22 protein-coding genes and 1 pseudogene are annotated in these 22,726 nt (G+C 63.2%); 8 read left to right on the top strand and 15 right to left on the bottom strand.

Going from position 1 to position 22,726, the window contains the following annotated elements; all coding sequences use genetic code 11:
* The first annotated feature begins 67 nt into the window (after window positions 1-67).
* Window positions 68-2,527, top strand: a complete 2,460-nt coding sequence (locus NLM33_RS48295; protein ID WP_254106551.1) for a DEAD/DEAH box helicase family protein — start codon at window positions 68-70, stop codon at window positions 2,525-2,527.
* A 256-nt stretch (window positions 2,528-2,783) separates the two neighbouring features.
* Complete coding sequence (locus tag NLM33_RS48290) at window positions 2,784-3,434, top strand: hypothetical protein (protein WP_254106435.1); 651 nt, start codon at window positions 2,784-2,786, stop codon at window positions 3,432-3,434.
* On the opposite strand, the gene NLM33_RS48285 is transcribed toward NLM33_RS48290, so the two are convergent.
* Both NLM33_RS48285 and NLM33_RS48280 read right to left on the bottom strand, forming a co-directional pair.
* Complete coding sequence (locus tag NLM33_RS48285) at window positions 3,347-4,120, bottom strand: hypothetical protein (protein WP_254106436.1); 774 nt, start codon at window positions 4,118-4,120, stop codon at window positions 3,347-3,349. The genes NLM33_RS48290 and NLM33_RS48285 overlap by 88 nt on opposite strands.
* Window positions 4,121-4,128: 8 nt before the next feature.
* Complete coding sequence (locus NLM33_RS48280; protein ID WP_254106549.1) at window positions 4,129-5,064, bottom strand: ABC-three component system protein; 936 nt, start codon at window positions 5,062-5,064, stop codon at window positions 4,129-4,131.
* On the opposite strand from NLM33_RS48280, the gene NLM33_RS48275 reads away from it, so the two are divergent.
* The 3 genes and pseudogenes from NLM33_RS48275 to NLM33_RS50170 all read left to right on the top strand — a co-directional run bounded on the left by NLM33_RS48275 (window position 5,026) and on the right by NLM33_RS50170 (window position 8,087).
* Window positions 5,026-5,343, top strand: a complete 318-nt coding sequence (locus NLM33_RS48275; RefSeq protein WP_254106547.1) for a hypothetical protein — start codon at window positions 5,026-5,028, stop codon at window positions 5,341-5,343. The genes NLM33_RS48280 and NLM33_RS48275 overlap by 39 nt on opposite strands.
* 277 nt (window positions 5,344-5,620) lie before the next feature.
* A pseudogene (locus NLM33_RS48270) lies at window positions 5,621-6,980 on the top strand (IS1380 family transposase).
* A gap of 585 nt (window positions 6,981-7,565) precedes the next feature.
* A complete protein-coding gene (locus NLM33_RS50170; RefSeq protein WP_371930202.1) occupies window positions 7,566-8,087 on the top strand; it encodes a papain-like cysteine protease family protein in 522 nt (173 codons plus the stop codon).
* Window positions 8,088-8,538: 451 nt separating this feature from the next.
* Here the strand turns inward: NLM33_RS50170 and NLM33_RS48265 are convergent, their stop codons facing one another.
* The 7 genes from NLM33_RS48265 to NLM33_RS48240 all read right to left on the bottom strand — a co-directional run bounded on the left by NLM33_RS48265 (window position 8,539) and on the right by NLM33_RS48240 (window position 15,239).
* Window positions 8,539-9,228, bottom strand: a complete 690-nt coding sequence (locus tag NLM33_RS48265) for an SMC-Scp complex subunit ScpB (protein WP_254106546.1) — start codon at window positions 9,226-9,228, stop codon at window positions 8,539-8,541.
* A 1-nt stretch (window position 9,229) separates the two neighbouring features.
* On the bottom strand, window positions 9,230-10,171 hold the full coding sequence (locus NLM33_RS48260) for a DUF1403 family protein (RefSeq protein WP_254106544.1): 942 nt from the start codon (window positions 10,169-10,171) through the stop codon (window positions 9,230-9,232).
* A gap of 275 nt (window positions 10,172-10,446) precedes the next feature.
* Window positions 10,447-11,592 carry a TniQ family protein gene (locus NLM33_RS50165; protein ID WP_371930201.1) on the bottom strand — a complete coding sequence of 382 codons (1,146 nt, stop codon included), beginning with the start codon at window positions 11,590-11,592 and terminating at the stop codon, window positions 10,447-10,449.
* Complete coding sequence (locus tag NLM33_RS48255; RefSeq protein ID WP_254106543.1) at window positions 11,592-12,527, bottom strand: TniB family NTP-binding protein; 936 nt, start codon at window positions 12,525-12,527, stop codon at window positions 11,592-11,594. The genes NLM33_RS50165 and NLM33_RS48255 overlap by 1 nt, the downstream gene beginning before the upstream one ends.
* Window positions 12,524-14,179 carry a Mu transposase C-terminal domain-containing protein gene (locus NLM33_RS48250; RefSeq protein WP_254106538.1) on the bottom strand — a complete coding sequence of 552 codons (1,656 nt, stop codon included), beginning with the start codon at window positions 14,177-14,179 and terminating at the stop codon, window positions 12,524-12,526. The genes NLM33_RS48255 and NLM33_RS48250 overlap by 4 nt, the downstream gene beginning before the upstream one ends.
* Window positions 14,180-14,436: 257 nt before the next feature.
* Window positions 14,437-14,964, bottom strand: a complete 528-nt coding sequence (locus NLM33_RS48245; protein ID WP_254106536.1) for a GNAT family N-acetyltransferase — start codon at window positions 14,962-14,964, stop codon at window positions 14,437-14,439.
* Entirely contained in the window at window positions 14,961-15,239 is a 279-nt protein-coding gene (locus NLM33_RS48240; RefSeq protein ID WP_254106534.1) for a DUF1778 domain-containing protein, read from the bottom strand. The genes NLM33_RS48245 and NLM33_RS48240 overlap by 4 nt, the downstream gene beginning before the upstream one ends.
* A gap of 298 nt (window positions 15,240-15,537) precedes the next feature.
* Between NLM33_RS48240 and NLM33_RS48235 the strand changes: the two genes are divergently transcribed.
* Genes NLM33_RS48235 through NLM33_RS48225 form a run of 3 tightly spaced genes read left to right on the top strand, consistent with a single transcriptional unit; the run spans window position 15,538 to window position 17,290 of the window.
* The gene (locus NLM33_RS48235; RefSeq protein WP_254106533.1) at window positions 15,538-15,792 is read left to right on the top strand and encodes a type II toxin-antitoxin system Phd/YefM family antitoxin; all 255 of its coding nucleotides are present in this window, start codon (window positions 15,538-15,540) and stop codon (window positions 15,790-15,792) included.
* Window positions 15,792-16,199 (top strand): type II toxin-antitoxin system VapC family toxin, encoded by a 408-nt coding sequence (locus NLM33_RS48230; RefSeq protein WP_254106532.1) that lies wholly within the window; start codon window positions 15,792-15,794, stop codon window positions 16,197-16,199. Before NLM33_RS48235 ends, NLM33_RS48230 begins: the two co-directional genes overlap by 1 nt.
* Window positions 16,196-17,290, top strand: a complete 1,095-nt coding sequence (locus NLM33_RS48225) for a site-specific integrase (protein WP_254106530.1) — start codon at window positions 16,196-16,198, stop codon at window positions 17,288-17,290. The genes NLM33_RS48230 and NLM33_RS48225 overlap by 4 nt, the downstream gene beginning before the upstream one ends.
* An 18-nt stretch (window positions 17,291-17,308) precedes the next feature.
* Here the strand turns inward: NLM33_RS48225 and NLM33_RS48220 are convergent, their stop codons facing one another.
* The 6 genes from NLM33_RS48220 to repA form a co-directional block, all read right to left on the bottom strand.
* Window positions 17,309-17,722 (bottom strand): type II toxin-antitoxin system VapC family toxin, encoded by a 414-nt coding sequence (locus tag NLM33_RS48220; RefSeq protein ID WP_254106528.1) that lies wholly within the window; start codon window positions 17,720-17,722, stop codon window positions 17,309-17,311.
* Window positions 17,719-17,967, bottom strand: coding sequence for a type II toxin-antitoxin system VapB family antitoxin (locus NLM33_RS48215; protein ID WP_254106526.1), 249 nt, complete (start codon window positions 17,965-17,967; stop codon window positions 17,719-17,721). The genes NLM33_RS48220 and NLM33_RS48215 overlap by 4 nt, the downstream gene beginning before the upstream one ends.
* Before the next feature lie 116 nt (window positions 17,968-18,083).
* Entirely contained in the window at window positions 18,084-18,665 is a 582-nt protein-coding gene (locus NLM33_RS48210) for a hypothetical protein (RefSeq protein WP_254106524.1), read from the bottom strand.
* A gap of 86 nt (window positions 18,666-18,751) precedes the next feature.
* Window positions 18,752-20,107, bottom strand: coding sequence for a plasmid replication protein RepC (repC, locus tag NLM33_RS48205; protein WP_254106522.1), 1,356 nt, complete (start codon window positions 20,105-20,107; stop codon window positions 18,752-18,754).
* 276 nt (window positions 20,108-20,383) lie between these two features.
* Window positions 20,384-21,418, bottom strand: coding sequence for a plasmid partitioning protein RepB (repB, locus tag NLM33_RS48200; protein WP_254106520.1), 1,035 nt, complete (start codon window positions 21,416-21,418; stop codon window positions 20,384-20,386).
* Window positions 21,415-22,629 carry a plasmid partitioning protein RepA gene (repA, locus tag NLM33_RS48195; RefSeq protein WP_254106518.1) on the bottom strand — a complete coding sequence of 405 codons (1,215 nt, stop codon included), beginning with the start codon at window positions 22,627-22,629 and terminating at the stop codon, window positions 21,415-21,417. Before repA ends, repB begins: the two co-directional genes overlap by 4 nt.
* Between the last annotated feature and the right edge of the window lie 97 nt (window positions 22,630-22,726).

Here is a 22,726-nt window from a genome sequence, read left to right as displayed (position 1 = left end):
CTCGGGCCGTAGTGATGCATTGTCCGCCTTAAGCTGAGATCGCCTTTGGTCTATGTTGGCTCGCGGGATGAACGTAGGCGCGGACTGCAAGCCGGTGGATAAGAATGATGCTTGGGAAGAGATTGCGCGCATCCGACAGCGGTTGGCTGATCTGGATGCCGAGCGGATGGAGCTTGAGCGCAAGTTGGAAGCGCTTGAGCAAAAGCTGACATCCGGCAGCGAGGCTGAAACACCTGCTTTTTTCGACACCCCCGTTACCAATAACTCGCAATCAATCGAGAAAGTCGAGTTGTTCCGACGCTTGTTCGGCGGGCGTCCCGATGTTTTTCCGGTGCGCTGGGATAACAAAAAGACGGGACGCTCCGGTTATTCGCCGGCGTGCTCGAATGAGTGGGCAAAGGGGATCTGCGGCAAGCCGAAGGTAAAATGCGGGGAATGTCCGCATCAGGCGTTTATTCCGCCTTCCGAGGACATTATCGAAAAGCATCTGCGCGGCGGCGATGCTCGCACCGGTGACTTTGTCGCCGGGGTTTATCCATTGCTGCAGGATGAGACATGCTGGTTCCTTGCCGCCGACTTCGACAAGGAAAGCTGGGCGGATGACGCCAGAGCATTGCTCGGCACCTGTCATGTGAAAGGAATTGCCGCGGCCCTGGAGCGGTCGAGATCGGGAAATGGCGGCCATGTCTGGGTATTCTTCTCCGAGCCTGTTCCAGCAAGGATCGCCAGGCAGATGGGGGCGGCCTTGATCACGGAGACGATGGAAAAACGGCCCGAAATCGGCTTCACCTCCTATGATCGCTTCTTTCCCAATCAGGACACGATGCCCCTTGGGGGCTTTGGCAACCTGATTGCATTGCCGTTGCAAAGGAAAGCTCGTGAGATCGGCAACAGCGTTTTTGTCGACAACGATCTGCGGCCTTACGACGACCAATGGGCGTATCTGTCGTCCCTGCCCAGATTGTCAGCTGACATGGTCTTCAGGATCGCGGAAGAGGCGGAGCTATCGGGTCGGGTTTTGGGCGTCCGCATGCCGGTGGACGACGAACATGTCGACGAACCGTGGAAGATGTCGCCGTCTCGCCGCCGTGCGCCGCGGCGTATTGAGGCCGCGATACCGCACAGCATCAGGGGCGTGGTCGCCGATCAGGTTTACATCGACAGGACAGAGCTGCCGCCAGCCCTGATTGCGCAATTTATTCGCCTGGCGGCATTCCAGAACCCGGAGTTCTATCGCGCCCAGGCCATGCGGTTGCCGACATTCGGCAAGCCTCGGGTCGTCTCATGCGCCGAGCTGTTTGCGCAGCATGTCGCTCTACCGCGGGGCTGCCTCGAGGAAGCAATCGATCTCATCAAAAGCCATGGCGCCGCGGCCGATCTGGAAGATATGCGCGAAATCGGTACGGCACTTCCCGCGAACGTATCCTTCCAGGGCGAATTGCGACGGCCGCAGTTGGCGGCTTTCGATGTTCTCGTCGCCCACGACAACGGGGTGCTCGCCGCCACGACGGCCTTTGGCAAGACGGTTGTCGCAGCAGCCCTCATCGCGCACCGCGCCCGCAATGCGCTGATTCTCGTTCATCGCCGAGAACTGCTCACTCAATGGGTGGAGCGACTCGGTTCCTTTTTGAACATTGACCCGAAACAGATCGGTATTATCGGGGGCGGAAAAAGGAAGCCGACTGGCGTCATCGATGTGGCGCTGATCCAAAGCCTGGTGCGCAATGGAGAGGTTGCCGATATCGTCGCCGATTACGGCCATCTCATTGTCGACGAATGCCATCACCTGTCCGCAACAAGCTTCGAGCTTGTCGCTCGGCGATCAAAGGCGCGATACGTCGTTGGTTTATCTGCGACTGTCGCCCGAAAGGACGGACATCATCCCATTATCTTCATGCAATGCGGCCCCGTTCGCCATCGGGTGGATGCGAGGGTCCAAGCGACCGAGCGTGGCATTCGTCATCGTGCCCGCGACCGTTCGACGAAATTTGAATTGCCATCGTCCCTGGCCTCCGTCGAGCGCCCATCAATGCCCGCGATCTATGCGGCCCTGGCGCAGGACAGTAGCCGAAATGACCTGATCTTTGATGATGTGCTGAAATCGCTGGAAGCCAAGCGTTCTCCCATCGTCCTGACGGAGCGAAAGGACCATCTCGATTATCTTCAGCAGAGGTTCTCGTCGTTCGTGAAGAATCTTGTGGTTCTGCGCGGCGGCATGTCCGCGAGGGATCGCAAGCTAGCCAATACGACATTGAATGTTGCTGACGATGACGAGCGCCTGATACTCGCGACAGGCCGCTACATCGGTGAAGGCTTCGATGACGCCCGGCTTGATACGTTGTTCCTAACGATGCCGATCGCCTGGAAGGGAACCCTGACGCAGTATGTCGGTCGTCTGCATCGACAGCATGATGGAAAGAGAGACGTGTTGGTCGTCGACTACGTCGATAAAGCTGTTCCCGTTCTGGCCCGGATGGCCACGAAGCGACGCGCGGGCTATCGCGCGCTGGGCTACATGATCGAGTAGTGGACCTGACCACTTGAAGCCGCCTTAACCCTGCTGGTTTATAGCGGCTGGCAACATAGGGCGGCAGATTCGCCACCACGGCTTGAACTCGCGCATCGTCGCGGTGCGGTCGCGCCATACCCATACGCTGGGCGAGCAGAGCCAGATTGTGACCATCCTTGCTTTTTCGGAAGGATTCAGGATCGACACCATCCCATACCAATGCGGCCTTCATCGATAACTCCGCCACCATACAAATCGGCTGGATAACCGAATCGTGGCTGAACGCGGACGGCAAGGTGTTTGCTGCGTCTTCGAGATTCGACCCCGCCATCCGCCAGAGCGTCACCGCATCAGCATTGCCTTGCTCAACTTGGTTGAGACCCATCGTGAAGTCGTGAATGTCAGCGCCCGCAAAGGCGACATCCGCGGCGATCATCCGATCCTGGCGGCACCAATTCCACCATTCCTCGGCATTCTCGAAACCCGTCATCTGCCAAGGCTGGGGGGCATTCTGGCCGAAGACGATGGGGAAAACGGCCTTTCGTGCCTGATCGACAGACGCGACCAATCCGATCCCGGCACCGGGCCAACTCGTTTCAACTTCCGGCACCATGGCAGCGTAAGCATCCATGATAAGCTTGACTTCAAGATTACCACCCGCGCCGATGACGAAGTTCGAGCCGAGCAATTCTATTGCGGCCCGGAACGGTCGCTGATGGGTGTGAACGCCTTCCTCCGCATATTTCCGGTCCAAGCGATGCAGATCATCCAGTGTCCATCCACTCATTCGCGCCTCCTACCGCCCATTGGCCAAGCGCCTGAGGAAGGTTCGCGCGGTTACGAGTACGACATGAAGACGAAAGGTGCTGTGGTCTTCATCCGAAAGACCGGGATGCGATCCCTCAGTGTGCAGCATCTTGAATAGGCCATTGATGTAGCTTTTCCCATCCGCAGTCCATCCGTTGCGGCTCGCCGACAGGAAGCCGATTTCCTCCAGCAACGCCCGACGGTTCTAGGCGTTGGGCCGTTTCGCCGCGTCTTCCGGGCGGACATTTCTGGCAATGTCGCTGAATAGGCTTTCGAGGAACGTGCGAAGCTGTCCGTTGCAGGCCGCCCAATCGCCGCGGGTGTGCGCTTCGATCGCCTGATCGAGATGACCGAGCGGTGTTGCGAAACCGAAGGATTCAGGAGCCGATGCACCTCATCATCGGTTTCGGGGAGCTGGATTTCCCCCGGCAGCGCGGCCCGAATAGAGGCACTGCGGCCATCGTCATCCCACACCAATACAAAGGCGTCGTGGGCCAGGCCGCGGGCAAACGCCGTCTGCAACGGGTGAGTGGCATCCTGTTGTGCCAGCAACGCGGCTTGGCGCACCACGGCTTCGCCGAGTGTCATGCGGCCGTCGAGCGTGTCGATGACGGTTTCAGAGCGCTGAACAACGATGCGTCCAAGCAAGTCGCATTTCTTCGCGACGCTGATGCTGGTATTCGAAGAAATCTCATTCTCAAGCCCGAGACGAAGCACCACCTGATTGAAGCGCGCCTGACTGTGTTGTTCGAACAGTTCGACGGCGGCAATCAGGGTGGGTCGGGTAAAGGGAACGGATCGCATGGGCCGGCCTACTCGAAGCGCAGGCCGAACAGCCCCCCGGTGTCCGTCGCATCTGTCAGCTTCATTTCTATAATGCGAGAACGGATGTCGAAGCCGGCCTTGAAGCCCTCGCGCGGCAGCGCGTCGGAGTTCATCGTGACGATATACTGGAAGCCGGCTGCCTCGGCCCGCTCGGCCCCGAGCTGCAACGCCTTGGCGACCTGCCGCTCGTCCACGCCATCGAACAGGTGGCTGTCATGTATCAGGAAGCCGGGACCACGGCCGTTCTTCAGGCTGATTTCGGTCAACATGAGATCAAAGCAGAAGATCTGCATGTTGGTAATGCCCTTGCTTCGCTGCCCGTCGATATGGACCTCGAACTGGGGGCCGCTTCCGGTTTCGGAAATCGTCAGGCTGCCCGCCTTCTCGTAAAGGGATTCCGACAGCGACTCGAAGGCGAGGATCGCCTCGCGGATGAGGTCGGCCCTCTCGTGGATGTCGTCACGCAGCGCCTTGGTTAGGTTGGCCCGCTCGATGTCGAGTTCGGCCTTGGTGCTCTCGATCCGCTCGGCGGTGTCGAGCCGCTGGCGAAGTCCCTCGACCTCCGCCTCGGCTCGGCCGACTTCCTCGCGCAGCGAAGTGTAGTGTTCCAGTGCGCCGCCGGAGCGAAGCACGCCCATGATCTGCCGTCGGCGACGGTCGCGCTCGGCGGTACGCTGATCGCGATCGGCAACGCGAGCCTCGGCCGAGGCGATCTCAGCGGTCAGATGCGCGCGCCGGTTCTCGATGATGATCCGGTGGAAGCGTTCCACCTCGTCGAAACGCCGCCGCACCATGTCGGGCAGAACGACCCCGGCCTCGGCATAGAGCTTCGTGACATCCCCCAGATCGGGCGCATCCTCGTCGGACAGCGAGGCGCGAAGCTGTTGCAGAAGATCGCCATCGATCACGTTCTCGACGTTCATGCCGTCGATCTCGCGTGTGATCTCGTTCGCCTCGCGCTCCAGAGCTTTGTATTCTGGCACGACCTCGAACGTCTCAAGCTGTTGACGCAGCCGCGCTGCGCGAGCCTCGGCGATGGTCAATCTCGTCCTGAGATCGGCCGCCTTACCAAAGAACCGGCCAAGGTCGCCGCTCCGGGCAGCCTTGCGCAGTTCCTGCGCAACCTTCTCCTGTGCGCGCAGTTCCTGAAAATGGCCGGGGGGATATTACGCCTCGCCGGCACGCTCCGACATGCGGATTGAAGCACATGTCCTCAGACTTGCTAGGGGGCCCACTTATGGGCGTCCCCCTGAACAAAGAAGCAACTCGTGGCAACGACGGTTCCGCGGTCGCAGGGATTTGTCCTGCCTGGTCCGCCTGCTAAAAGATTCTGGTGCAAGCGAATGGGCAGCTGAAACTAACCGTTCTTATTCATCAGCGCATGTTGAGAGGTTGGCGAGCGTGGCGTAAGCCGCTGAGGTGGCGTAGGATTCGGTTGCTGACACCCACCCTCCGCGCATCCGGGCCGCCACACTCGCCATGACCGACGATACGAGTCTGTCGTTCTCATTTCCAGCCGTTTCCCGCAAGAAGATCACAGCCGCGTTTGATTGCGGCAGGCTGACATCGGATGGTGGCGTCATGCTTCTGGCCATGGCGGACCGGCGCCTCGGCCTGGCCGCGAAGTTGTCCTGTGTATTCCCCGAGCGGCGCGATCGGGGACGCATCGTGCACAGCCTTGCGGATATGATCCGCGCCCGCATCTTCGCCATCGCGTGCGGCTACGAGGATGGCAATGATCTCGATCGGTTACGCGGGGATCCGGCGTTCAAGCTGGCTTGCGGCCGACTGCCGGACACTGGCCGGGATCTGTGTTCGCAGCCGACGCTATCGCGCCTGGATAATGCACCACACCTGCGTGAGGTGATCCGGCTGAGCTATGCGCTGGCTGAGCTATGCGCTGGTTGACCTATGGATGGACAGCTACGCGCGAGCGCCGAGCGCAATCACGCTCGATATCGACGACACGGTCGACGTGGTGCATGGCCGTCAGCAACTCTCGCTGTTCAACGCCCATTATGACGAATACTGCTTCCTGCCTATCCACGTCTACGACACCGAGCATAGCCGGCCTGTTGCGGTCATGCTGCGCCCCGGCAAGACGCTGAGCGGCATCGAGGTGCGAGCACACCTGTGCCGCCTGGTTCGGCGCATCCGCCGGCGCTGGCCCAATACGCGTATCACTTTCCGCGGCGACGGCCATTACGCCTGCCCCGAGGCGATGACTTTTTGCGAGCAAAACGCCATCGATTACGTCTTCGCGCTGGCCGGCACCAAGCCGCTCGCCAGAAAGGTCGATGAGGTCTGCGATGCTGTTTGAACCGAACGTGCGGTCGAGAACAAGATCGTGGTTCGCGGCTACACCGAGACCCGCCACGCGGCAGGTTCCCGGCATCGTGAGCGCCGCGTCATCGCCCGCATCGAGGCAACCCAACAAGGGCTCGACAACCGCTACGTCTTCACCAGCCTGAATATCGGCTCGGCCGAGTGGATCTATGATAGCCTCTACTGCGCACGCGGACAGGCCGAGAACCTGATCAAGCTGCACAAGACCCAGCTCGCCTCCGATCGCACCAGCTGCCGCTCGGCGCTCGCCAACCAGGTCCGCCTCGTCTTCCACACCGCCGCCTATTGGCTCATCCTCGCCGTGCGCGACGCCATCCCGAAGCCGCGTGATCTGGCAACCGCCGAATTCAACACGATCAGACTCAGGCTTCTCAAAATCGCAGCCCGTGTCATCGAGACCGCCACCCGCGTCCGCCTAGCCTTCGCTGCGGCGTGCCCCGACGCCGACCTGTTCCGCGGCTTGGCAGACGCTCTGGCCCCGCAAGCGCCCTGACGCGCGGGGCATGAGCCCCGGTCATCCCCGCCGCCGTCCTCCAACGCGTTCACGAAGTCCGGTCGAAAAGCGGCGAAAAAGCCGTAGCATTCGCGCGCGCCTTCAACCACGACCGGAAATGTTCCAGCAGCCCGCCCGGCAATCATGAATAAGGCGGGCTAGAGAACGCGTCGCCCGCGGCGCGCAGCAGGCTACGAAGAGGATTGACAATAGCGGGCTCTGGCGCGCTCTACAGAGCCTACAAGATGCCGGTCGAGGGTCGAATGGTGCCGGAGTGTTTTGCGATATACCGCGCTTCAGAAACGCGCTGCGAGATGTTGCCGCCGAGGGCGCAGCCGCACAGAAGATCATGAACGAAACGGATTGGCCTTCAGACGCCGACTACGACGTCTGTGACTGATCGAAGCATTGGCGGTAGCTGCCCCGTTGGTTGGCGCGCGCATCTGTGGTCTCTGCAACGTTGTTTGACATCGTCGATAGCGGACGGAGCCGGCGCCGTCGTAAAACAAACCGGCTGGCGGCTCGACGTGGTTCATCTTCGCTGTCAGCGCTTGGCGCGCTATTTGCTTGGCTCGCCTTAAACTTATGGAGGTGGCTGTGGTGCGCTTGAATGTTCCGCTTGTCGGCCAACAGCATGATTATGATGGTCAACCGATCATGCGACGAGATTACCAGGAAAATATGCGGCCATTTGGGAGTCGCGCTTGTTGGTATGCTTCCGCTTGTATGGTGTCCTATTACTTTCGCCCGGGGCCCCGCCTGGGTTTTCCCACGCTTTGGCGGGACGACTCAGGCCTCCCCCAAAACTGTTTTGAATATTTGGCTTTGACCGAAGGATTGGATTGGCTCGTAAAGCCATATGGCGGATTTACCCCATATTTCATCGCCGAGACGCTGCTGAGGCGAGGGCCAATTTGGGCTGCGGTAACGCTTCCGGTAACGCTAGAATCGGGGGATAGGCTTGTGGATAAGCATGTAGTGGTACTAACCGGCGTGAATGGACATACGCTATACTTCAATGATCCTAAGCCCCCAGCGCGTGCAGAGATTGGCTTCTTTGATCTCGAGCTCGACGCGCTTTTCGTCAAGAGTTGCGATTCGCTGTGAATGCTCTTCCGCAAGGCCCTTCGCCCAGGACTGGGACGCCAGTTGAGCGGAAGTAGCAGCCATGCAGGCGTAGGGGTGCTGAGAATTTTGGGGTTAAAAAGTGGCGGGCTTTTTTGGGGGGGGGCTATTGGCGTCTTTGCACTGGGCGGTATCGGCTGGATAGTAACATTCGTTTGTCGGTCAGCCGTTCTGAAGTGGACCCGCGGCCGGCGCGTCATTGGTGTGCCTCATTCACGGCCACGGCCACGGCCACAATCGCGGGCTTAGCATCGGCTTCGTCAACACGAACACCGGCTATTTTCGAAGCTCAACACCGGCCCGGTAGCGGGCAGTCTCGGGAAAGCCTCGAATAGCCGTCGGGCTGTCCCCGAGGAATGAGATGAGCTTCATAGCTAAAGTGTATCAAAACCGATACACCCAGGCAAGGCTTGAGATATGCCTCGGCAGCGATTCAAGCCGCATCGTCGTCTTCCTCGGGGTCGGCCTCGACCTCGTCGGCCTCCTCGTCCGATGCCAGCGCCGGCAATTCTCCCGCCAACATCTTGTCCTTGCTGAGCAGGCCGGCGTCCTCCAGCGCCTCCATGTTTGGAAGATCGCGCAGCGTCTCCAGGCCGAACTGCACCAAAAACCCCTTGGTGGTCACATAGGTGTAGGGCGCGCCGGGTTGCGGGCTCCGCGGGCCGCGCGCGATGAAGTCTAATCCGCGCAGACGGGCGATGGTATCGCGGCTGACCTCCTTGCCGAAGAAGGCGGACAGCTCGCTGCGGGTGATCGGCTGGTAATAGGCGATGCAGGCGAGGATCAGCGTCTCGGACTGCGACAGCGCCTTGCCATCGCTCGCGCCGCCGATCGCCGCGCGGATCGCATCGCCAAAGTTTTTCCGGGTGCGGTGCTGCCAGCCGCCGGCCACTGAGACGAGCTCGTAGGGCCGGCCGCGCAGCTCGGCGCGGATGTCGTCGATGATCAGATCGAGGCTGCAGTCGCGGCCGACGACGCGCGCCAGGGTCTCGCGGGTCACCGGCGCGGGTGCGGCGAAGATCACGGCCTCGACCCGGCCCATCCATTCGCGCCAGCGCAGCTCCGGCGGCAGCTCGGTGAGCTCCGTGTCGAGATCCGCTTTGGCTCGCGCGCGCCGCCCCATCTCAGAGCCCGTACAGTCGGAAGGTCGGCCGTCCCGTGAGCTCGCGCACCGCACCAAGCAACACCAGCCGTTCGAACAGCCGCCGCGTCGAACGGTCGCTCGCGGACGGGCCGGCGCCGGCGGCTTGCGCGTCCTCCATCAGCAGGATCCCCACCATCCTGTCGGCGTCCTTGCCGCGCAGTTTTGGCGCCACCGCCAGCAGCCGGTTGGCCCGTCGCACGAGGTCGGCGTAGAGCTCCGCTGCGGCCGCGGCGGCGCGCGCATAGGCCAGGGCGCAGGCCGAAAGCCAGGCGTCGTCAACGCCGCCCGCCTTGCCGGCAGCGCGCAGATCGGCGCGGCGGACCTGGCTCGCGATCAGCGGCACGGCGATCGGCCAGTTCAGGCGGTGAGCGAGCACGACGTCGGCCAGCCACAGGGCCAGCGGCTCGCTTGCCGGCACGAAGCGCAGGCTCAGCGCCGCGATTTCGGCGGCGGCCGCGACGGCGCTGCCCTGTCCGGCCGCGAGTTGTGTCGCGGCTGTGACGACATCCTTGAGCGCAGTGTCGACGCGCAGCTCGAACCGAACGGACAGCGTCATCAGCCAGTCGTCCGGCGCCATGGCGGCGCGCGCGCCGAGCTGGCGCCAGGCCGCGAGGATGCGCCCGCCCGGGCCGGGATCATCGGTCGTGCGGCGCAGATACCAGGCGTCGCGCAGGGAAGCCTCGTCCTCGCGGCGCCCACTGTTCCGGGCGAGCACAGCGGCGCTGGCGAGCGCTAATCGATATCGCCAGAGCTGGCCGAGCGGGTGTTCGCTGCGCGCGATGGGGTGGAGTGCGGCGAGCGCGCCACCGGCCAAAAACATCGCATCATCAGCGGCTTGTGCGGACGCGACCTGGCGCGCCCAGCTCGGTGCGGGCGGGACGGTCGGCGGGGCTTCCGGGAGAGTTCGCGCGCGCGGGGGCATGGCGAAGCTTATGCCGATTGCGGCGCTTATGGCATCAAAAATCGCCAAAACCGCCGCACCTGTCGGGGGATAACAACGCGTGATAATGTTGCCTTATCAGTCGTTTTGCCCTTTATAGAGAGGATGCCCGTTGTCGCTGGCGTTTCACCGCCGGACAGCCCCGTTTTGGCATCAAATCGACGAAAATTCGCAGTCATTGAGCGGACCGCCTTTGCGCTTAATCCCCGGACAGCGGCCTCCAGGATGGCCTCTCTCGTCGCGCAGAATGCGGAAATTCACGCCAATCGGGCGCGCGGACGACATCTCGCGCGTCCTTGTGCGGCCAGATGAATCTCAAGGGCTTGGGCGGAAATCTCGCGCACCATTATGAGATTCCCGGAGCGCCATTGTGGACTGGCTGAATCGGAATTCGTGAGACTGCGTGCCAAAGCACGTAGTCTCAGCATTACTGAATCGCCTGGCCGGCGGTCGCGGCGGCCGGGCTCCGGTGCGAATTTTGGGTGCTGCGGCACGCCGGACCAGGTGAGCCGCGGCGGCCCCCATCTCACGGTCCAGGCGCAGTTCGGCGCCGAAAACATCGTCCAGGGCAAGCAGGGTGAAAAAGCGCCAGCGCACCGGCAGCTGTCCGAGCGGCGCTTCGGCGCCGACGGCATGCCTGGCTTCGTGGGACAGCGCCAGCCGGGTTCATTGATCCAGAGCGCCAGCACGGGTCGCGCCGCTGCAGCATGGTCAAGCGGCGCCCAGAGGGTCGCAAGCGCCTTTTCAAGCTGCTGCTCTTCGGGAGCTTGTTTGACGGTCACTGAGATCCGCTGCTGGACCGCAAGCGCCCTTCCCAACAAGGCACGGTCCTGCGGGCGGCCGCCCTCCCCTCCCCTATCGATCAGAATCAGGCCGCAAGAGCTGCAGACGGGGCGCGCGCCCCCGTCAAGCAAGCGGAAAGCCACGGAAAGACGCCGGTGGCACGACACGCAGCGATCGTAAAGCAGCCGGTCGTGGATCGGGCAGATGCAGCGCTCGGCAAGCATCCAGCCGGCTCGTAGATAGGCATCGCGACCTGCGTCACGATCGGCTGCGAAGCAGGCGAAACAGACCGGGCATGACCCGGTCATTGCCGATGGCGCCCATTCCGGTCCCCGGCGCGCGTACCATGACCGGGGACGCCGCGGATAACGCCTGCTCAAGGACAGGCGCTCCAGTCGCTCGGGGTCGACACCGCAAGCCTGCGCCCACACCCTCGTCTGCCCCGCCAGCGGCGCCCTGTCGTCGATCGGCTGGAACGAGGACAGGCCATTGCCGCCGGCGGCGAAATGGCCTGCCAGTTCGCGCGCCGTCAGGCCATAGCGGCATGCCACCCGTGCCAGCCACGACGACAGCAATTCGTCGCGATAGGGCCGTGGCGCCACAGGCAGACGCCCTTGCATCATTCCCCCGCCATCTGGGTCATCCCCGGAGCCGCCCGTCCGCGCACAGATCGGGTCATCGACACAAGCGGCAGGACGAGATCGTCGCCGAAGCTCATCCGATCGAGCCGTTCCCGTCCCGACCGGATCGCCTCCTCGGCGGCCGTTTCGATCAGCCGGAAAGTCCGGGCCGTGACGCCGCTGGTGAGCATGTGGACCCGCCCACGGACGACGTCGCTTTCGAGATCGGACGCGGCACGCAGCGGCAGGATGCCAGCCAGGCTCTTCAAGAGCCGCGCAAAGGCGTGATTGTTCTTCCAGGGCTTGAGATGAAATGCCTCGAAGCGCTCGGCGAGCTGCGCGTCGGTGAGCAGGGCCTGGCGCGCCAGGTCGGTGCCGGCGCAGACAAGCGGCACTCTCAGGTCATTTGCGAGAAACCGCAGCGCATTCAGAAATATCCTCTGCTGCCGATAGGTGCCGGCCAGCATGCCATTGACCTCGTCGAGCACGATCATCCTGGCGCCGACGGTGCGCAGCAGCGAGCGGCAGATGTCTTTCTCGCGGGCAAGCGTGCCGCCGACCAGGGCGGGAGCCTGCAGGCTGGTCAGCAGTTCGCGATAGAGGTCGCGCTCGATCGGCTCCGAGGGCACTTGCGCCACGACAACGGGCCTGTTGGTCACGCCGGTCGATTGGCAGAATGTGGCCGGGTGCGCACGCTCGAACTTGCGCACGATCTTGGTCTTGCCCATGCCGGTGTCGCCATAGATCAGCAGGCAGGGCATGCGGTCGCGCGGCGGATAGGCCAGCAAGGCATTCAGACGGACAAGTGCTGCTTCTGCCTGGTCGAAGCCGATCCAGCGGTCGGCCTTGATCCAGGCAATGCGCTCGTCGTCGGGCAGCGCCGCATAGCGGCGGTAGCGCTCGTCGAGGTGCTCGTATGTCCCCTCGCCTCTCACGACCACTCCTCGACGGAGAAAACGGGCACCTTGCTCCAATCGATCGGCCGGTCGTCCTCAATCTGCGGAGGCTCGGCCGGCGCCGACGACTTGTTTGGCGCGGCAGCGCCGAGCGCCCGGTCGCGCTTCTCCGCCAACTGGCGCGCTGCCTTGGTGCGCCTCGTGGCCTCATCGACCAGTGCGCGCTGGGCCTCGATGGTCTCGAAGATCAGTTGCTCGTCGACCAGCGTCAGACCACGCTCCCGCAGGGCGGTCCGGGCGCGGCGGTGCTCACCGAGCGTGATTGGCGGGCGACGTAGATCAGCAAAACGGATGGGCCAGCGCGTCCCGTCTGGAGCGCGCACGAAAACCCTCGAAAGATCGCGTGGATCGTAGGAAACGCGCAGCGGCCGGTCGAGCCGGCCGGCCCAGATGCTGAGCACGTCATCCCAGTAGCGCAAACCGAACAGATGAATGCCGTCACGCCGCACCAGTCGGTCGAGGCTGGGCAGGAAATCGATCATGAAGCCGGCGAGGTCATGGGGCTGGCGCACAGGCCTGACACGGCGGGCCGCGGCCTCGTGCCAGCCCGCCAGCGGCGGAATCCCCAGCGCGCCATGGCGATCGGCGTGGTAGCGCACGATCTCGAGCGCCAGCCACCGCTCCAGCTCGTCGAGTGTCATCGTCGCATTGGCGGCTGAATCATAGCCGCCGCGCTCGTCGATATCGCTGAATGTCGTGCCCGGCAGAAGGTGAACCGCGCCCATCATGGTGCCGATCAGCCGTTCGATATGGCCGCCATAGTGGGGCGTGGCGACCGGGCGGTGGATGAGCTTAATGCCATATTCCTCAGCGCCACGCTGCAAGGCGCGCGACCGGAACTCCTTGGCGTTGTCAACATGGATCGAATTGGGGAAGCCGGAGGTTGGCCACTCCCCATCGATCCCCAGCCCGGCAAGCCATGCCCCTTTCGGCTGCACGAGGTGTTGGATGACGAGTGCAACCGAAACCACCGACGGCGCCTCGAGCGTCAGATAAAAGCCCGCGACCATACGGCTCGCGACATCGATGGCGAGCGTCAGCCACGGCCTCTGGAGTGGTCGTCGATACTGGCGATCGACGACAATCACATCGACCAGCGTGTGGTCGATCTGGACAACGTCGAAGGCGTGCTCGGCGGCATATTGTCCGGGAACGCACCGAAAGCGGTCGCGTGCTGCCTTCGGGCCTTCCCGTGCCACAGAGAGCTCGGCGGGATCCATCGCAGCGATCCGCGTCTTCACGGCATACCAGGACGGTGCTCGCAGGCCGCGCGAGCGGCAGAGCCTGCGGATCTCCTTGTGCAGCCGATTGATGCTCGGCTTCTGGCGCGTCTTGTAAAACTCCCGCAACGCTTCGGCGATCACCGCTTCGGTCTCGTCCGGCAATCGGCGGCTGCCTCGTCGCGTGCCCGCCGGACGCGGCAACAGCGAACTCGTGACCGGATGCTCCCGGTACGCCCTGATCAGCTCATAAAGGCGGGTTCGCCTAAGGCCGAGTTCACGGCAAGCCCGGAAGAAGTCTGACCGGCCAGGGCAGTCGAGCGCCACCAGCCGCCGGATCACGATCTCCCTTGCAACCGCCTCATTCCAGGCAGGATCATCGACCGTGTCCCTGTCGGGCCTATGAACCACAGCGCCTCGCTGAAAGTTCGTCCGCTCAATGGTTACGAATATTCCGGTGATTCGGCTAGAATCCGCCCTTGAACTCCGAAGATGATTCGCGCCAGATCAATGATTTACCGTCCGCCAATGAATCGCGAGCGACACCCGTTTTCAGCGCCCAGACGATCGAAAATCGCCCGCAATCGGGCTCCCGGCCGCCTCTTGGCTGGGCTTCCGAAATTGCCGGTAACGTTGTGCAGGTGTCGGCAAAGGGCGCTGGAGGCAGGCTAGAGACGTCCGGCCGCCCGCAACGCGTCGGCGAAGGTCGCAAGCGGGGTGACCAAGGCAAGCGGTTGATCGGCCAGCGGCTCGGCGCCAAGACTGCGATACCACTGTGCCGCCCGCGCGGTCTTGGCCTCGATGACCATCAGCACGCCGCCGACCTCTTCCGTCACCCGCAGGCAGCGCAAAGCCGCCGCCAGCAGCAGCTGGCCACCCAGCCCCCTGCCCGCGACCGTCTTGTCGACCGCGAGCCGCGCCAGCAGGAATCCGGGCACCTTGTGGCGCGCCAGGCCTTTGGTCATGGCGGCCGGCACGGCGTCGTGCGCGATCGACGCCAGCGCCAGGCTGTAGAAGCCGAGGGCCCGGTTCGGCGTGGCGTTGGCGAGCGCGCAATAGGTCTTGACCGCGTTCTGCTCATGCCCCTGGCGGGCATAGCGCAGCAGGAAGGTGTTCAGCGCGCCATCGCCGCAGTCGAAGGCTTTGCGGTCATGGCCCTTGGCGACCGGCTCCTCGTGCCAGGCGGGAAGCGTCACAGGTCTTTGGGCAGACCGGCTGCGGCCGCGTGCAGCTTGGCATTCGCCTTGGGCGGATTGTCCAGGAGGTCGAGAATGCGCGCAAAATCGCGCTCCGACACATTGATCGCATCGGCTTCGGCAATGACGGCGTCCGCTTCACGCAGCGCCGACTGCGTCACAAAACTGGTCAGATCGGTATGGCGTAGCGCAGCCGCACGCATCAGCCGGGCTTTCACCTCCGGCTTGATCCGCAGATTCATGCGGTTGGTGTCATCGACGGCAACGCGCGCCATGGCTCAAATCTACTCCTTGTGCAGCCACAATATGTACGCGAGATTGCAGACCAAGTCAATTTCGTACGCACACAATATGTACGGAGGGCAGTACGATTCTGACCGGCGCCGAAAACGAGGATCTTCCCGAAGTCGTCGCCGCCGCTCGGGACATTGTCGAGGCCTCCTCCCCTGCTGGCCTATCTTGCGGGCCTCGCCGATCGCGCCCCGGAGACGGCGGCGAGTTCGGGTGACCCGATTGACGGACCCACCCCCAGGCCTCTATATAGCTAGACAGTCCAGCTAGGAACGCGCGCTCATGGAATGGCAGCTACAGGACGCCAAGAACCAATTCTCCAAGCTCGTCCAGAAGGCCCGGCTCGAGGGGCCGCAGGTCGTCACCCTGCGCGGGATGCGGGCCGCCGTGGTGCTGTCGGCCGCCGACTACGACGCCTTGCGCGCCGGTCGGCCGAGCCTGGTCGACGACCTGCTGGCCGGCCCGGCCTGGGACGACGACTTCGCGGAGGCCGCTGGCGCCCGGGCGACGACGCCGAGCCGCGACCTCGCACTCTGATGTACCTCGTCGACACCAATGTGATTTCCGAAGCGCGCCGCGGCTCGCCGCAGGCGACCTCGTGGCTGCGCTCGGTCGATCCTAGCAGCGTTCATCTCAGCACGCTGACGCTGGGCGAGATCATGCGCGGCATCGCCTTCCGGCAAAGGTCCGATCCGAAGGCGGCAGGACACTTGGCCGAGTGGCTCCGTAAACTGCGCCACGACCACGCCGATCGGATTCTTCCCGTGACCGACCAGATATCGGTCGAGTGGGGCCGGATCGCCGCGATTCGGCCGCGCGGCGATATCGGCGGCCTGATCGCGGCCACGGCGATCGTGCACGACCTCATCCTCGTCACCCGCAACGAGCGGGATTTCGACGATATAGGGGCGTCCCTCATCAATCCCTGGGAGGTCGGCACATGACGCCGCCTGACAGCACTGACGGCGTCACTGAAACCTTGCCGACCACATTGGCTGCGGCGGCATCGACGCCCGAACCGACCGGCGAGCCCCCCTCCCCTGCCCTGCCGACGCATCTTGCGCGCCTCGCCGAGCGCGCCCGCGGCTATGTCGCGGCGGCGAGCTCGGCCAATACCCGCCGCGCTTACGCGGCTGACTGGAAGCACTTTGCCGCCTGGTGCCGGCGCCAGGGCCTCGAGGTCCTGCCACCCTCCCCGCAGACCGTCGGCCTCTACATCACCGCCTGCGCCTCGGGCGCGGCGACCGCCGATCGCCAGCCGAATGCGGTCGCGACGATCGAGCGCCGGCTCTCGGCGCTCGCTTGGAATTATGCGCAGCGCGGCACACCGCTCGACCGCACGGATCGGCATATCGCGACCGTGCTCGCCGGCATCCGCAACACCCACGCCGCCCCGCCCCGGCAGAAGGAAGCCGTGCTGCCGGAGGACGTCATCGGCATGCTCGAGACCCTCGACCGCGGCACGCTGCGGGGCTTGCGCGATCGCGCCATGCTGCTGATCGGCTTTGCCGGGGGCCTGCGCCGCTCCGAGATCGTCGGCCTCGACGTCCAGCGCGACCAGACGGAGGACGGCCAAGGCTGGGTCGAGATCCTCGACAAGGGCCTGATCGTCACCCTGCGCGGCAAAACCGGCTGGCGCGAGATCGAGATCGGCCTTGGCTCGTCCGATGCGACCTGCCCAGTCGTCGCTCTGCGGACCTGGCTGAAACTGGCCCGGATCGGCCACGGCCCGCTGTTTCGGCGGGTGCGCGGCCAAGGCAAGGACGTCGGGCCCGATCGCCTGAACGACCAGCAGGTCGCCCGGCTGGTCAAACGCGCGGCCCTTGCCGCCGGGGTGCGCGCCGACCTGCCCGAAGGCGAGCGGGAGACGAAGTTCGCCGGGCATTCGCTGCGCGCCGGCCTCGCCTCCTCGGCCGAGGTCGACGAGCGCTACGTCCAGAAGCAGCTCGGTCATGCCAGCGCCGAGATGACCCGCCGCTACCAGCGGCGGCGCGACCGTTTTCGGGTCAATCTCACCAAGGCCGCCGGCCTCTGACGCCCTGCCGCCCGCCCTCTAGAAGTTCCAGGGCGAGATCAATTCGAGCCCTGTCGAGGCAAAATCACTGAGATTTCGCGTGGCCAAGCGGCCGCCATTGACGCGGGCGATGGCCGCGATCATGCCGTCGGGTGCCGACATCGGTTGGCCACGCCGCGTCGCGTCTCCCATGATATCGCCATAGGCGAGCGCAGCCTCTTCCGTCAGGCCAAAAATCCGATCGGCGAAGCGTCGGCGCCACTCCGATAATCCGCGTTCCAGGCGCTCGGCGCGCTGGTCGGGCCTGATCTTTTGAATGCCAAAGGCGATCTCCGCGATCGTGACCGTGGGAAGCGCGAGCTCTGCGTCGTGGCTAACCAACCAGGCCATGACCGCATCGTCAGGTGCCTTCCTCAAGGTCTCCGAGAGCACATTGGTGTCGAGAAAGATCAAAGCTCAGGCCCTATGTGCGGTCGGCGCCCCTCCCGAATGATCGCCTCGAGGTCAATATCCGCGTCCCCACTTGCCCTAAGACGGGCGTAGAACTCCACGGCAGGCTCGCGCCCGGCCGCGCGTTCCTCGTAAGCTTCGAGCGCACGCTCGACGACGTCGGCGATCGAGCGCTTCTCCCGACGCGCCAGACGATGGGCAAGATCTCGTGCCTTCGCACTGCGGACTGAGAGCTGTGGTTCGGCCATAACAACTCCTCTCTTGAGGCCTATATAGGCCGAAGCGCCCTTGCCATCAAGATGGCACCTGGTGGCTAGCCAGCTGCAGGTCTCGCCGTACGGCAATCCGGCGACCTTCGTATCGGCTACGAATTCAGGCTCGGTCGACGGGCCAACTCAGGCGACGCGCGCATGTTGCTCATCACCTCGGCCATAGCCGTTCGGAGCTCCTCCTGGGCGTCGTTCAATCCGACATGGCCAGTATAGGCCGCAAGTGCCGCAAATTTCAGCGCGGCCAACATGGCCGCTTCGCTGCCCAACTCCCGCGAGACGCGTCTGGCCGGATGGGTTTCCAGCACGGCAAGAGCCGATTGGGTGATCGTTCGCCCGAGCCCGTCGATCAGATCGTCGAACGCGGCAAGCTCCAGCTCATCTTCCGAGCGGCTCGGCCGCGGCACTGGCGGGGCGTTTCGGACGGCCAGCGTCACCTCGCCGACCACCTCGTCCACCAGGCCCACGATCTCGCCGGCGCGCGCGTCGAGCTCGTCCCACGGGATACGCCGTGTCCCCAGGCCTTCCTGGGCACGATGCTCCGCCGGCGTTCGTGCCGCGATGCGAGCGTTAATCGTGAGACCTGAGCTGTCATCGCCGCAGATCGTCATGATCCGCACCCGAGCCGGACGGTCGGTGAGGCTGCGCAACTCCTCGGCCCGTGCGAGCGCGGCCACCAGATGTGGAATCTCCGGTCAAATCGCCCCCTCTCATCTTTCGTTAACCCTAAAATTTGGTAGCCGAGTCATCCGCAACGACGGAGTCATTTCGTGCTTCGTTTCAAATCATTTTTCAGCCGCTTGGCCAATGAGGCGCGCAATTCGGCGCTGGCCTGGAAGGCGAAGGCGCCGGTTTGTGTCGGCTTCCCCGGCTCGAATCTGGCGGTCCCGCCTGCGGGCGGCGGGGTTGGCTTCGATCCATCGAGCTTGGCGCGCAGCAAAGCCATGATCATCGGCCAGACGGAGAATTTGCCGTGCTTGGCGCGGTCAGTCAGGCTTCGCAGATAGCCGCCGGCGGAGCTGATTTGGTCGGATTTCTGATGAATCGCGGCGAGCGTGATCGCGGCCTGCTGCTCACCCAGCACGTCCCGCGCCTCGCGCCACGCACTGGGGCTGATTCCGAGCATCGGCCGGGCAACCTCCGCGGCAGCCAGTAAATCCTTCCAGTGCCGGATTTCGCCGCCTTTGATCAGCCAGTGCATGTTGGGGCAGGCATCCAGCACGATTCCCAAGGGCAGCTCACGCTTCGGCAGGCTCCGCAGGTTGGGGGGAGCTGTGGCGGTGCCGCCCGCTTCAGGGTTCTTCGCTAAGCCACTTTCAGATTCAGATGGAAGGTCTGGGTTTGAATTCTGTATGTGACGACCAGAATGGGACTCATTGGCGTCCGGATTCCGTGTTTTCGCAAAAGTTTCCAACAGCTCACGGATCTCGCGCCAGAGCGTTTCCATCTCGCTGCCCAGGCTCTCCACGAGCTGTCTTGGCGCTGTCCGGGGGATCCGGCCAGCGATCTCCTGATACGCCTGCTGAAACCGCTTCCAGTTTCCCGGCACGCCCTCCTCAAGCCCGGCCTCGATCATCTTCACGATGTCCCGGCGCAGGATCGTGAGACGCTCCTTGGCAACACGGAACGCCTTCTTCTCGGCCTGCACGGCAGCCGCGAGCGATTTGTACTTCTCAGCGCAGGCCACGATCGGGGCCAAGTCGAAGCCGTAGGCCTGCTCGATCTCTCCGCCCTGCCCTTTGCGCGCAAAGCGCTTGCCGTTCGGGCTGTCCCTGCGGATGATCAGGCCGCAGTCGACCAGGACGGCGAGATGCCGGCGCAGCGTTGTTGGCGGCATTCCGTTGGCGCGCGCCATCAACTGTTCGTTGGACGGCCAGACGATCAGCTCGCTGTTGGCCTCGAGGGCGATCTCGGGATGGAATGACAACAGCGCGTGCAGAATCGTCAGCGCTCGGTCGGTCGCGCCGAGAGCCTGCCGGGCTTCCTTGATGTGCTGGAAGACGTGCCATTTGTGAACAATGGCCGTCTCTGGCTTTGCCTTCGCGGCCAGCTGGCTTGAAATCATGCCAAGCGTCATCGGCCGCCGCCCAAAGGGCGTCGTTGATAAAGGATGCGTCATGGTTGCCTTTCAGCTTTTGGGCAAAGCGAAAGCGCTCACCAAAACGGTGTCCAACGCCTCGAAGAGGCTCTTGACTGTGATTCGCGGAAGTGAGATTCTCGTTGTCGCCAAACATACGAGAAAGGGCTTCCGGGACACTGTTTCGGGGGCCTTTCTTTTTACCGCATGCTACCTCTGTGTTTGTTGCGCTATCGTCCGGCTTCGGCCGAGGCCTCTGCCCTTCCCGCCGCCCAGCCAAACCTTGTCAGCTGACAAGGTTTGGCCACGCGGCAAAAATCACTCAGTGCCCTCGCGAGCGAAAAACCGTTCCACCAGACCCGGCAGCTCTTCTTCCAGGAAGGAGCCGAACTCCGATGCGTGCTTGTCGGAGACCGTCAGTTTGATGTCGCCCTTTGAGAATGTCGCCTTGCCCAGAACCTTGCCCGCCGGGCTACGCAGCTCGATCTCGCTATGAGATCGCGTCGGCGACTGCCTTACAGCCGCAAAGACGAGCTTGAATCGATCATCGGAGGGCAGCGTCGAAACCTTGTCAGCTGACAAGGTTTTTCGCACCCGGTCCAGCGCCGCCGGCTCTTCTCCGACGGCAGTCGAAAGCGCAACCCAACGGGGTCGACCAGCCTTCGGCGCTCGGCCAATCGCCTCAATCACCTCGATCGGAATCACTCGGCAGACTGCTCTGAGGCGGGCAAGCTCTGGATCATCGACCGAAAGAGCCGCCCGGATATCGCGCGGCTTGATACCGGCCTGATCCATTCGCCATGCGAAAAGCGCGCGCTCTATCCAGCTCAGATCCTCACGTGCGGCGTTCTCGATGCCCTGTGCCACGACCAGCTCGCTGTCCGACAGCGCGACAACTGTGGCTTTGACCTTGATGCCAAGATCTAAAGCCGCCCGCCAGCGGCGATGGCCGTAGACGACCTGGTATCGGCCGCTGACGTTCGGATGCCGCCGGACCTGGATCGGCACCTTCTGGCCTTCCTCGGCGATAAGCTTCTTGAGCGCTTCGAAACTGACCTGGCTATCGTCGGGCAGCCGGTCCGGGAAAGGCGATGGGTCGATAGACGATGGATCAAGCTCTGAGCCGCCGCCGGCGTCGACGAGCGCTTGGAGCCTGTCACGCTCTTCACGCAATTCTGCCAACGAGCGCTGTGTCGCTCCGATAACGCCGGCTCCGACGCGGGCCGTCGATTGCATCGGTGCCTCCGCCCGTGTGGCCGCTGGAGGGGAGGGGTCACTGGTCGCCACCTCTGGCTCGGAGAACGAGCCGAAGTTGCGGAGAATCGATCGACCTGACGGACGTTTGTTGGTCATGCGCGCCCCCAGGCTTGAGTGATCAGCGCGAGGATCTGATCGTTAACCGCATCGATAGATTCCCGCGCGCGCTTGGCAGTTGCCGCCGAAATATTGCCCGGCTCCAGTTCGTAGAGCGTGCGCTTCGCCAGACCGGCGGTCTCGATGGCCGAGCTCGCGATCGCTGTCGCAGTCAGCACATCTTCAGAGAATAGGTGCCGGAGCATGGTCACGACCCCGACCTGCGATTGGTCGAATGGATCGTGCCGGGTCACGACATAGCGCAGGAAGTCATGTTTCATCGACGCGCCGGCGTCGCGGATGACTGATATGAGGTCGCCCATCATCAGCAAGAACTGGCTCATCGACATCACGTCGAGCATCGCAGGATGGACGGTCACGAGAAGCCCGGTCGCCGCATAGATAGCACCCAGCGTCAAGAAGCCGAGCGAAGGTGGGGTGTCCAGGATGACGACGTCGTATGCGTCTTCGACGTCCGCCAACACGAGGCGCAACCGCTCGAAAAAGATGCTCTCGGAGCCCGGCTGCCGCCTCGACAAGTACCGCGGTGTCTCGTGCTCATACTCCATGACCTCGATGTTTCCAGGAATGAGGTCTATGCCTGTGAAATAGGTTGGCCGGATGATGTCTGCGATTGATCGGCGTTCATCGTCGTACCGGAGAGCTGCGTAGATGGTCTCGTTGTGCTGGACGTCGATTTCCGGCTGCGCGCCGAACATCGCCGACAGCGACGCTTGCGGATCGAGATCAATCGCCAAAACGCGATAGCCATAGAGAGCTAGGTAGTGGGCAAGGTGCGCGCTCGTCGTCGTTTTGGCACTGCCACCCTTGAAATTCGCTACCGCCAGAACCTGCAAATGTTCGCCGGCCCGACGATGGGGCAAGAACCTCAAGGCGTCCGCGGGACGCTGAGACGCAAACAGCTCGCGAAGCTCATTGATCTGGGCGAGCGTGTAGGCGCGGTGATTGTTTTCCAGCCGGGCAGGGACGGGGCCTTTCCCTTCGTTCGACATCAACTTGAGCGTCGATTCCGGAACCGAGGTCAGTTTCGAGACCTCATGGGTCATGAAATACCGCAGGCTTTTCCGAGCGTCCGGGGGATACATCTGCTGACGCCTGGCCTGCAAATGTTCAGAAAGCATCCCCGCGTGCCGGATAATCTTATCGGCGGGATCTTCGATTTGAATTTTGGTCTGAGCCTGCGTAGCCATTGCCGATTCATTCCTTGGTTGTCGGCCAACAGGCGGTTTGTCGCCCCTTGCCCGCTAAACCTAGGTCACGATTCTCGGCTTTCGTCCAGTCCTTTAA

It is taken from the genome of Bradyrhizobium sp. CCGUVB1N3, assembly GCF_024199925.1.
Classification (GTDB): Bacteria; Pseudomonadota; Alphaproteobacteria; order Rhizobiales; family Xanthobacteraceae; genus Bradyrhizobium.
The sequence above is the reverse complement of the archived record's forward strand: the minus strand, read 5'-3'. Positions and strand labels throughout refer to the sequence as shown.

What these genes read in the sequence shown, in the direction of transcription:
- repA (WP_254106518.1), bottom strand. Translation starts at nt 22,629, where the DNA reads ATGGCTACGCAGGCTCAGACCAAAATTCAAATCGAAGATCCCGCCGAT.
- NLM33_RS48280 (WP_254106549.1), bottom strand. Translation starts at nt 5,064, where the DNA reads ATGAACGTCGAGAACGTGATCGATGGCGATCTTCTGCAACAGCTTCGC.
- NLM33_RS48260 (WP_254106544.1), bottom strand. Translation starts at nt 10,171, where the DNA reads ATGCCCCCGCGCGCGCGAACTCTCCCGGAAGCCCCGCCGACCGTCCCG.
- NLM33_RS50170 (WP_371930202.1), top strand. Translation starts at nt 7,566, where the DNA reads ATGGAGGTGGCTGTGGTGCGCTTGAATGTTCCGCTTGTCGGCCAACAG.
- repC (WP_254106522.1), bottom strand. Translation starts at nt 20,107, where the DNA reads ATGACGCATCCTTTATCAACGACGCCCTTTGGGCGGCGGCCGATGACG.
- NLM33_RS48230 (WP_254106532.1), top strand. Translation starts at nt 15,792, where the DNA reads ATGTACCTCGTCGACACCAATGTGATTTCCGAAGCGCGCCGCGGCTCG.
- NLM33_RS50165 (WP_371930201.1), bottom strand. Translation starts at nt 11,592, where the DNA reads ATGCAAGGGCGTCTGCCTGTGGCGCCACGGCCCTATCGCGACGAATTG.
- NLM33_RS48235 (WP_254106533.1), top strand. Translation starts at nt 15,538, where the DNA reads ATGGAATGGCAGCTACAGGACGCCAAGAACCAATTCTCCAAGCTCGTC.
- NLM33_RS48265 (WP_254106546.1), bottom strand. Translation starts at nt 9,228, where the DNA reads ATGGGGCGGCGCGCGCGAGCCAAAGCGGATCTCGACACGGAGCTCACC.
- NLM33_RS48215 (WP_254106526.1), bottom strand. Translation starts at nt 17,967, where the DNA reads ATGGCCGAACCACAGCTCTCAGTCCGCAGTGCGAAGGCACGAGATCTT.
- NLM33_RS48285 (WP_254106436.1), bottom strand. Translation starts at nt 4,120, where the DNA reads ATGCGATCCGTTCCCTTTACCCGACCCACCCTGATTGCCGCCGTCGAA.
- NLM33_RS48225 (WP_254106530.1), top strand. Translation starts at nt 16,196, where the DNA reads ATGACGCCGCCTGACAGCACTGACGGCGTCACTGAAACCTTGCCGACC.
- NLM33_RS48240 (WP_254106534.1), bottom strand. Translation starts at nt 15,239, where the DNA reads ATGGCGCGCGTTGCCGTCGATGACACCAACCGCATGAATCTGCGGATC.
- NLM33_RS48295 (WP_254106551.1), top strand. Translation starts at nt 68, where the DNA reads ATGAACGTAGGCGCGGACTGCAAGCCGGTGGATAAGAATGATGCTTGG.
- repB (WP_254106520.1), bottom strand. Translation starts at nt 21,418, where the DNA reads ATGACCAACAAACGTCCGTCAGGTCGATCGATTCTCCGCAACTTCGGC.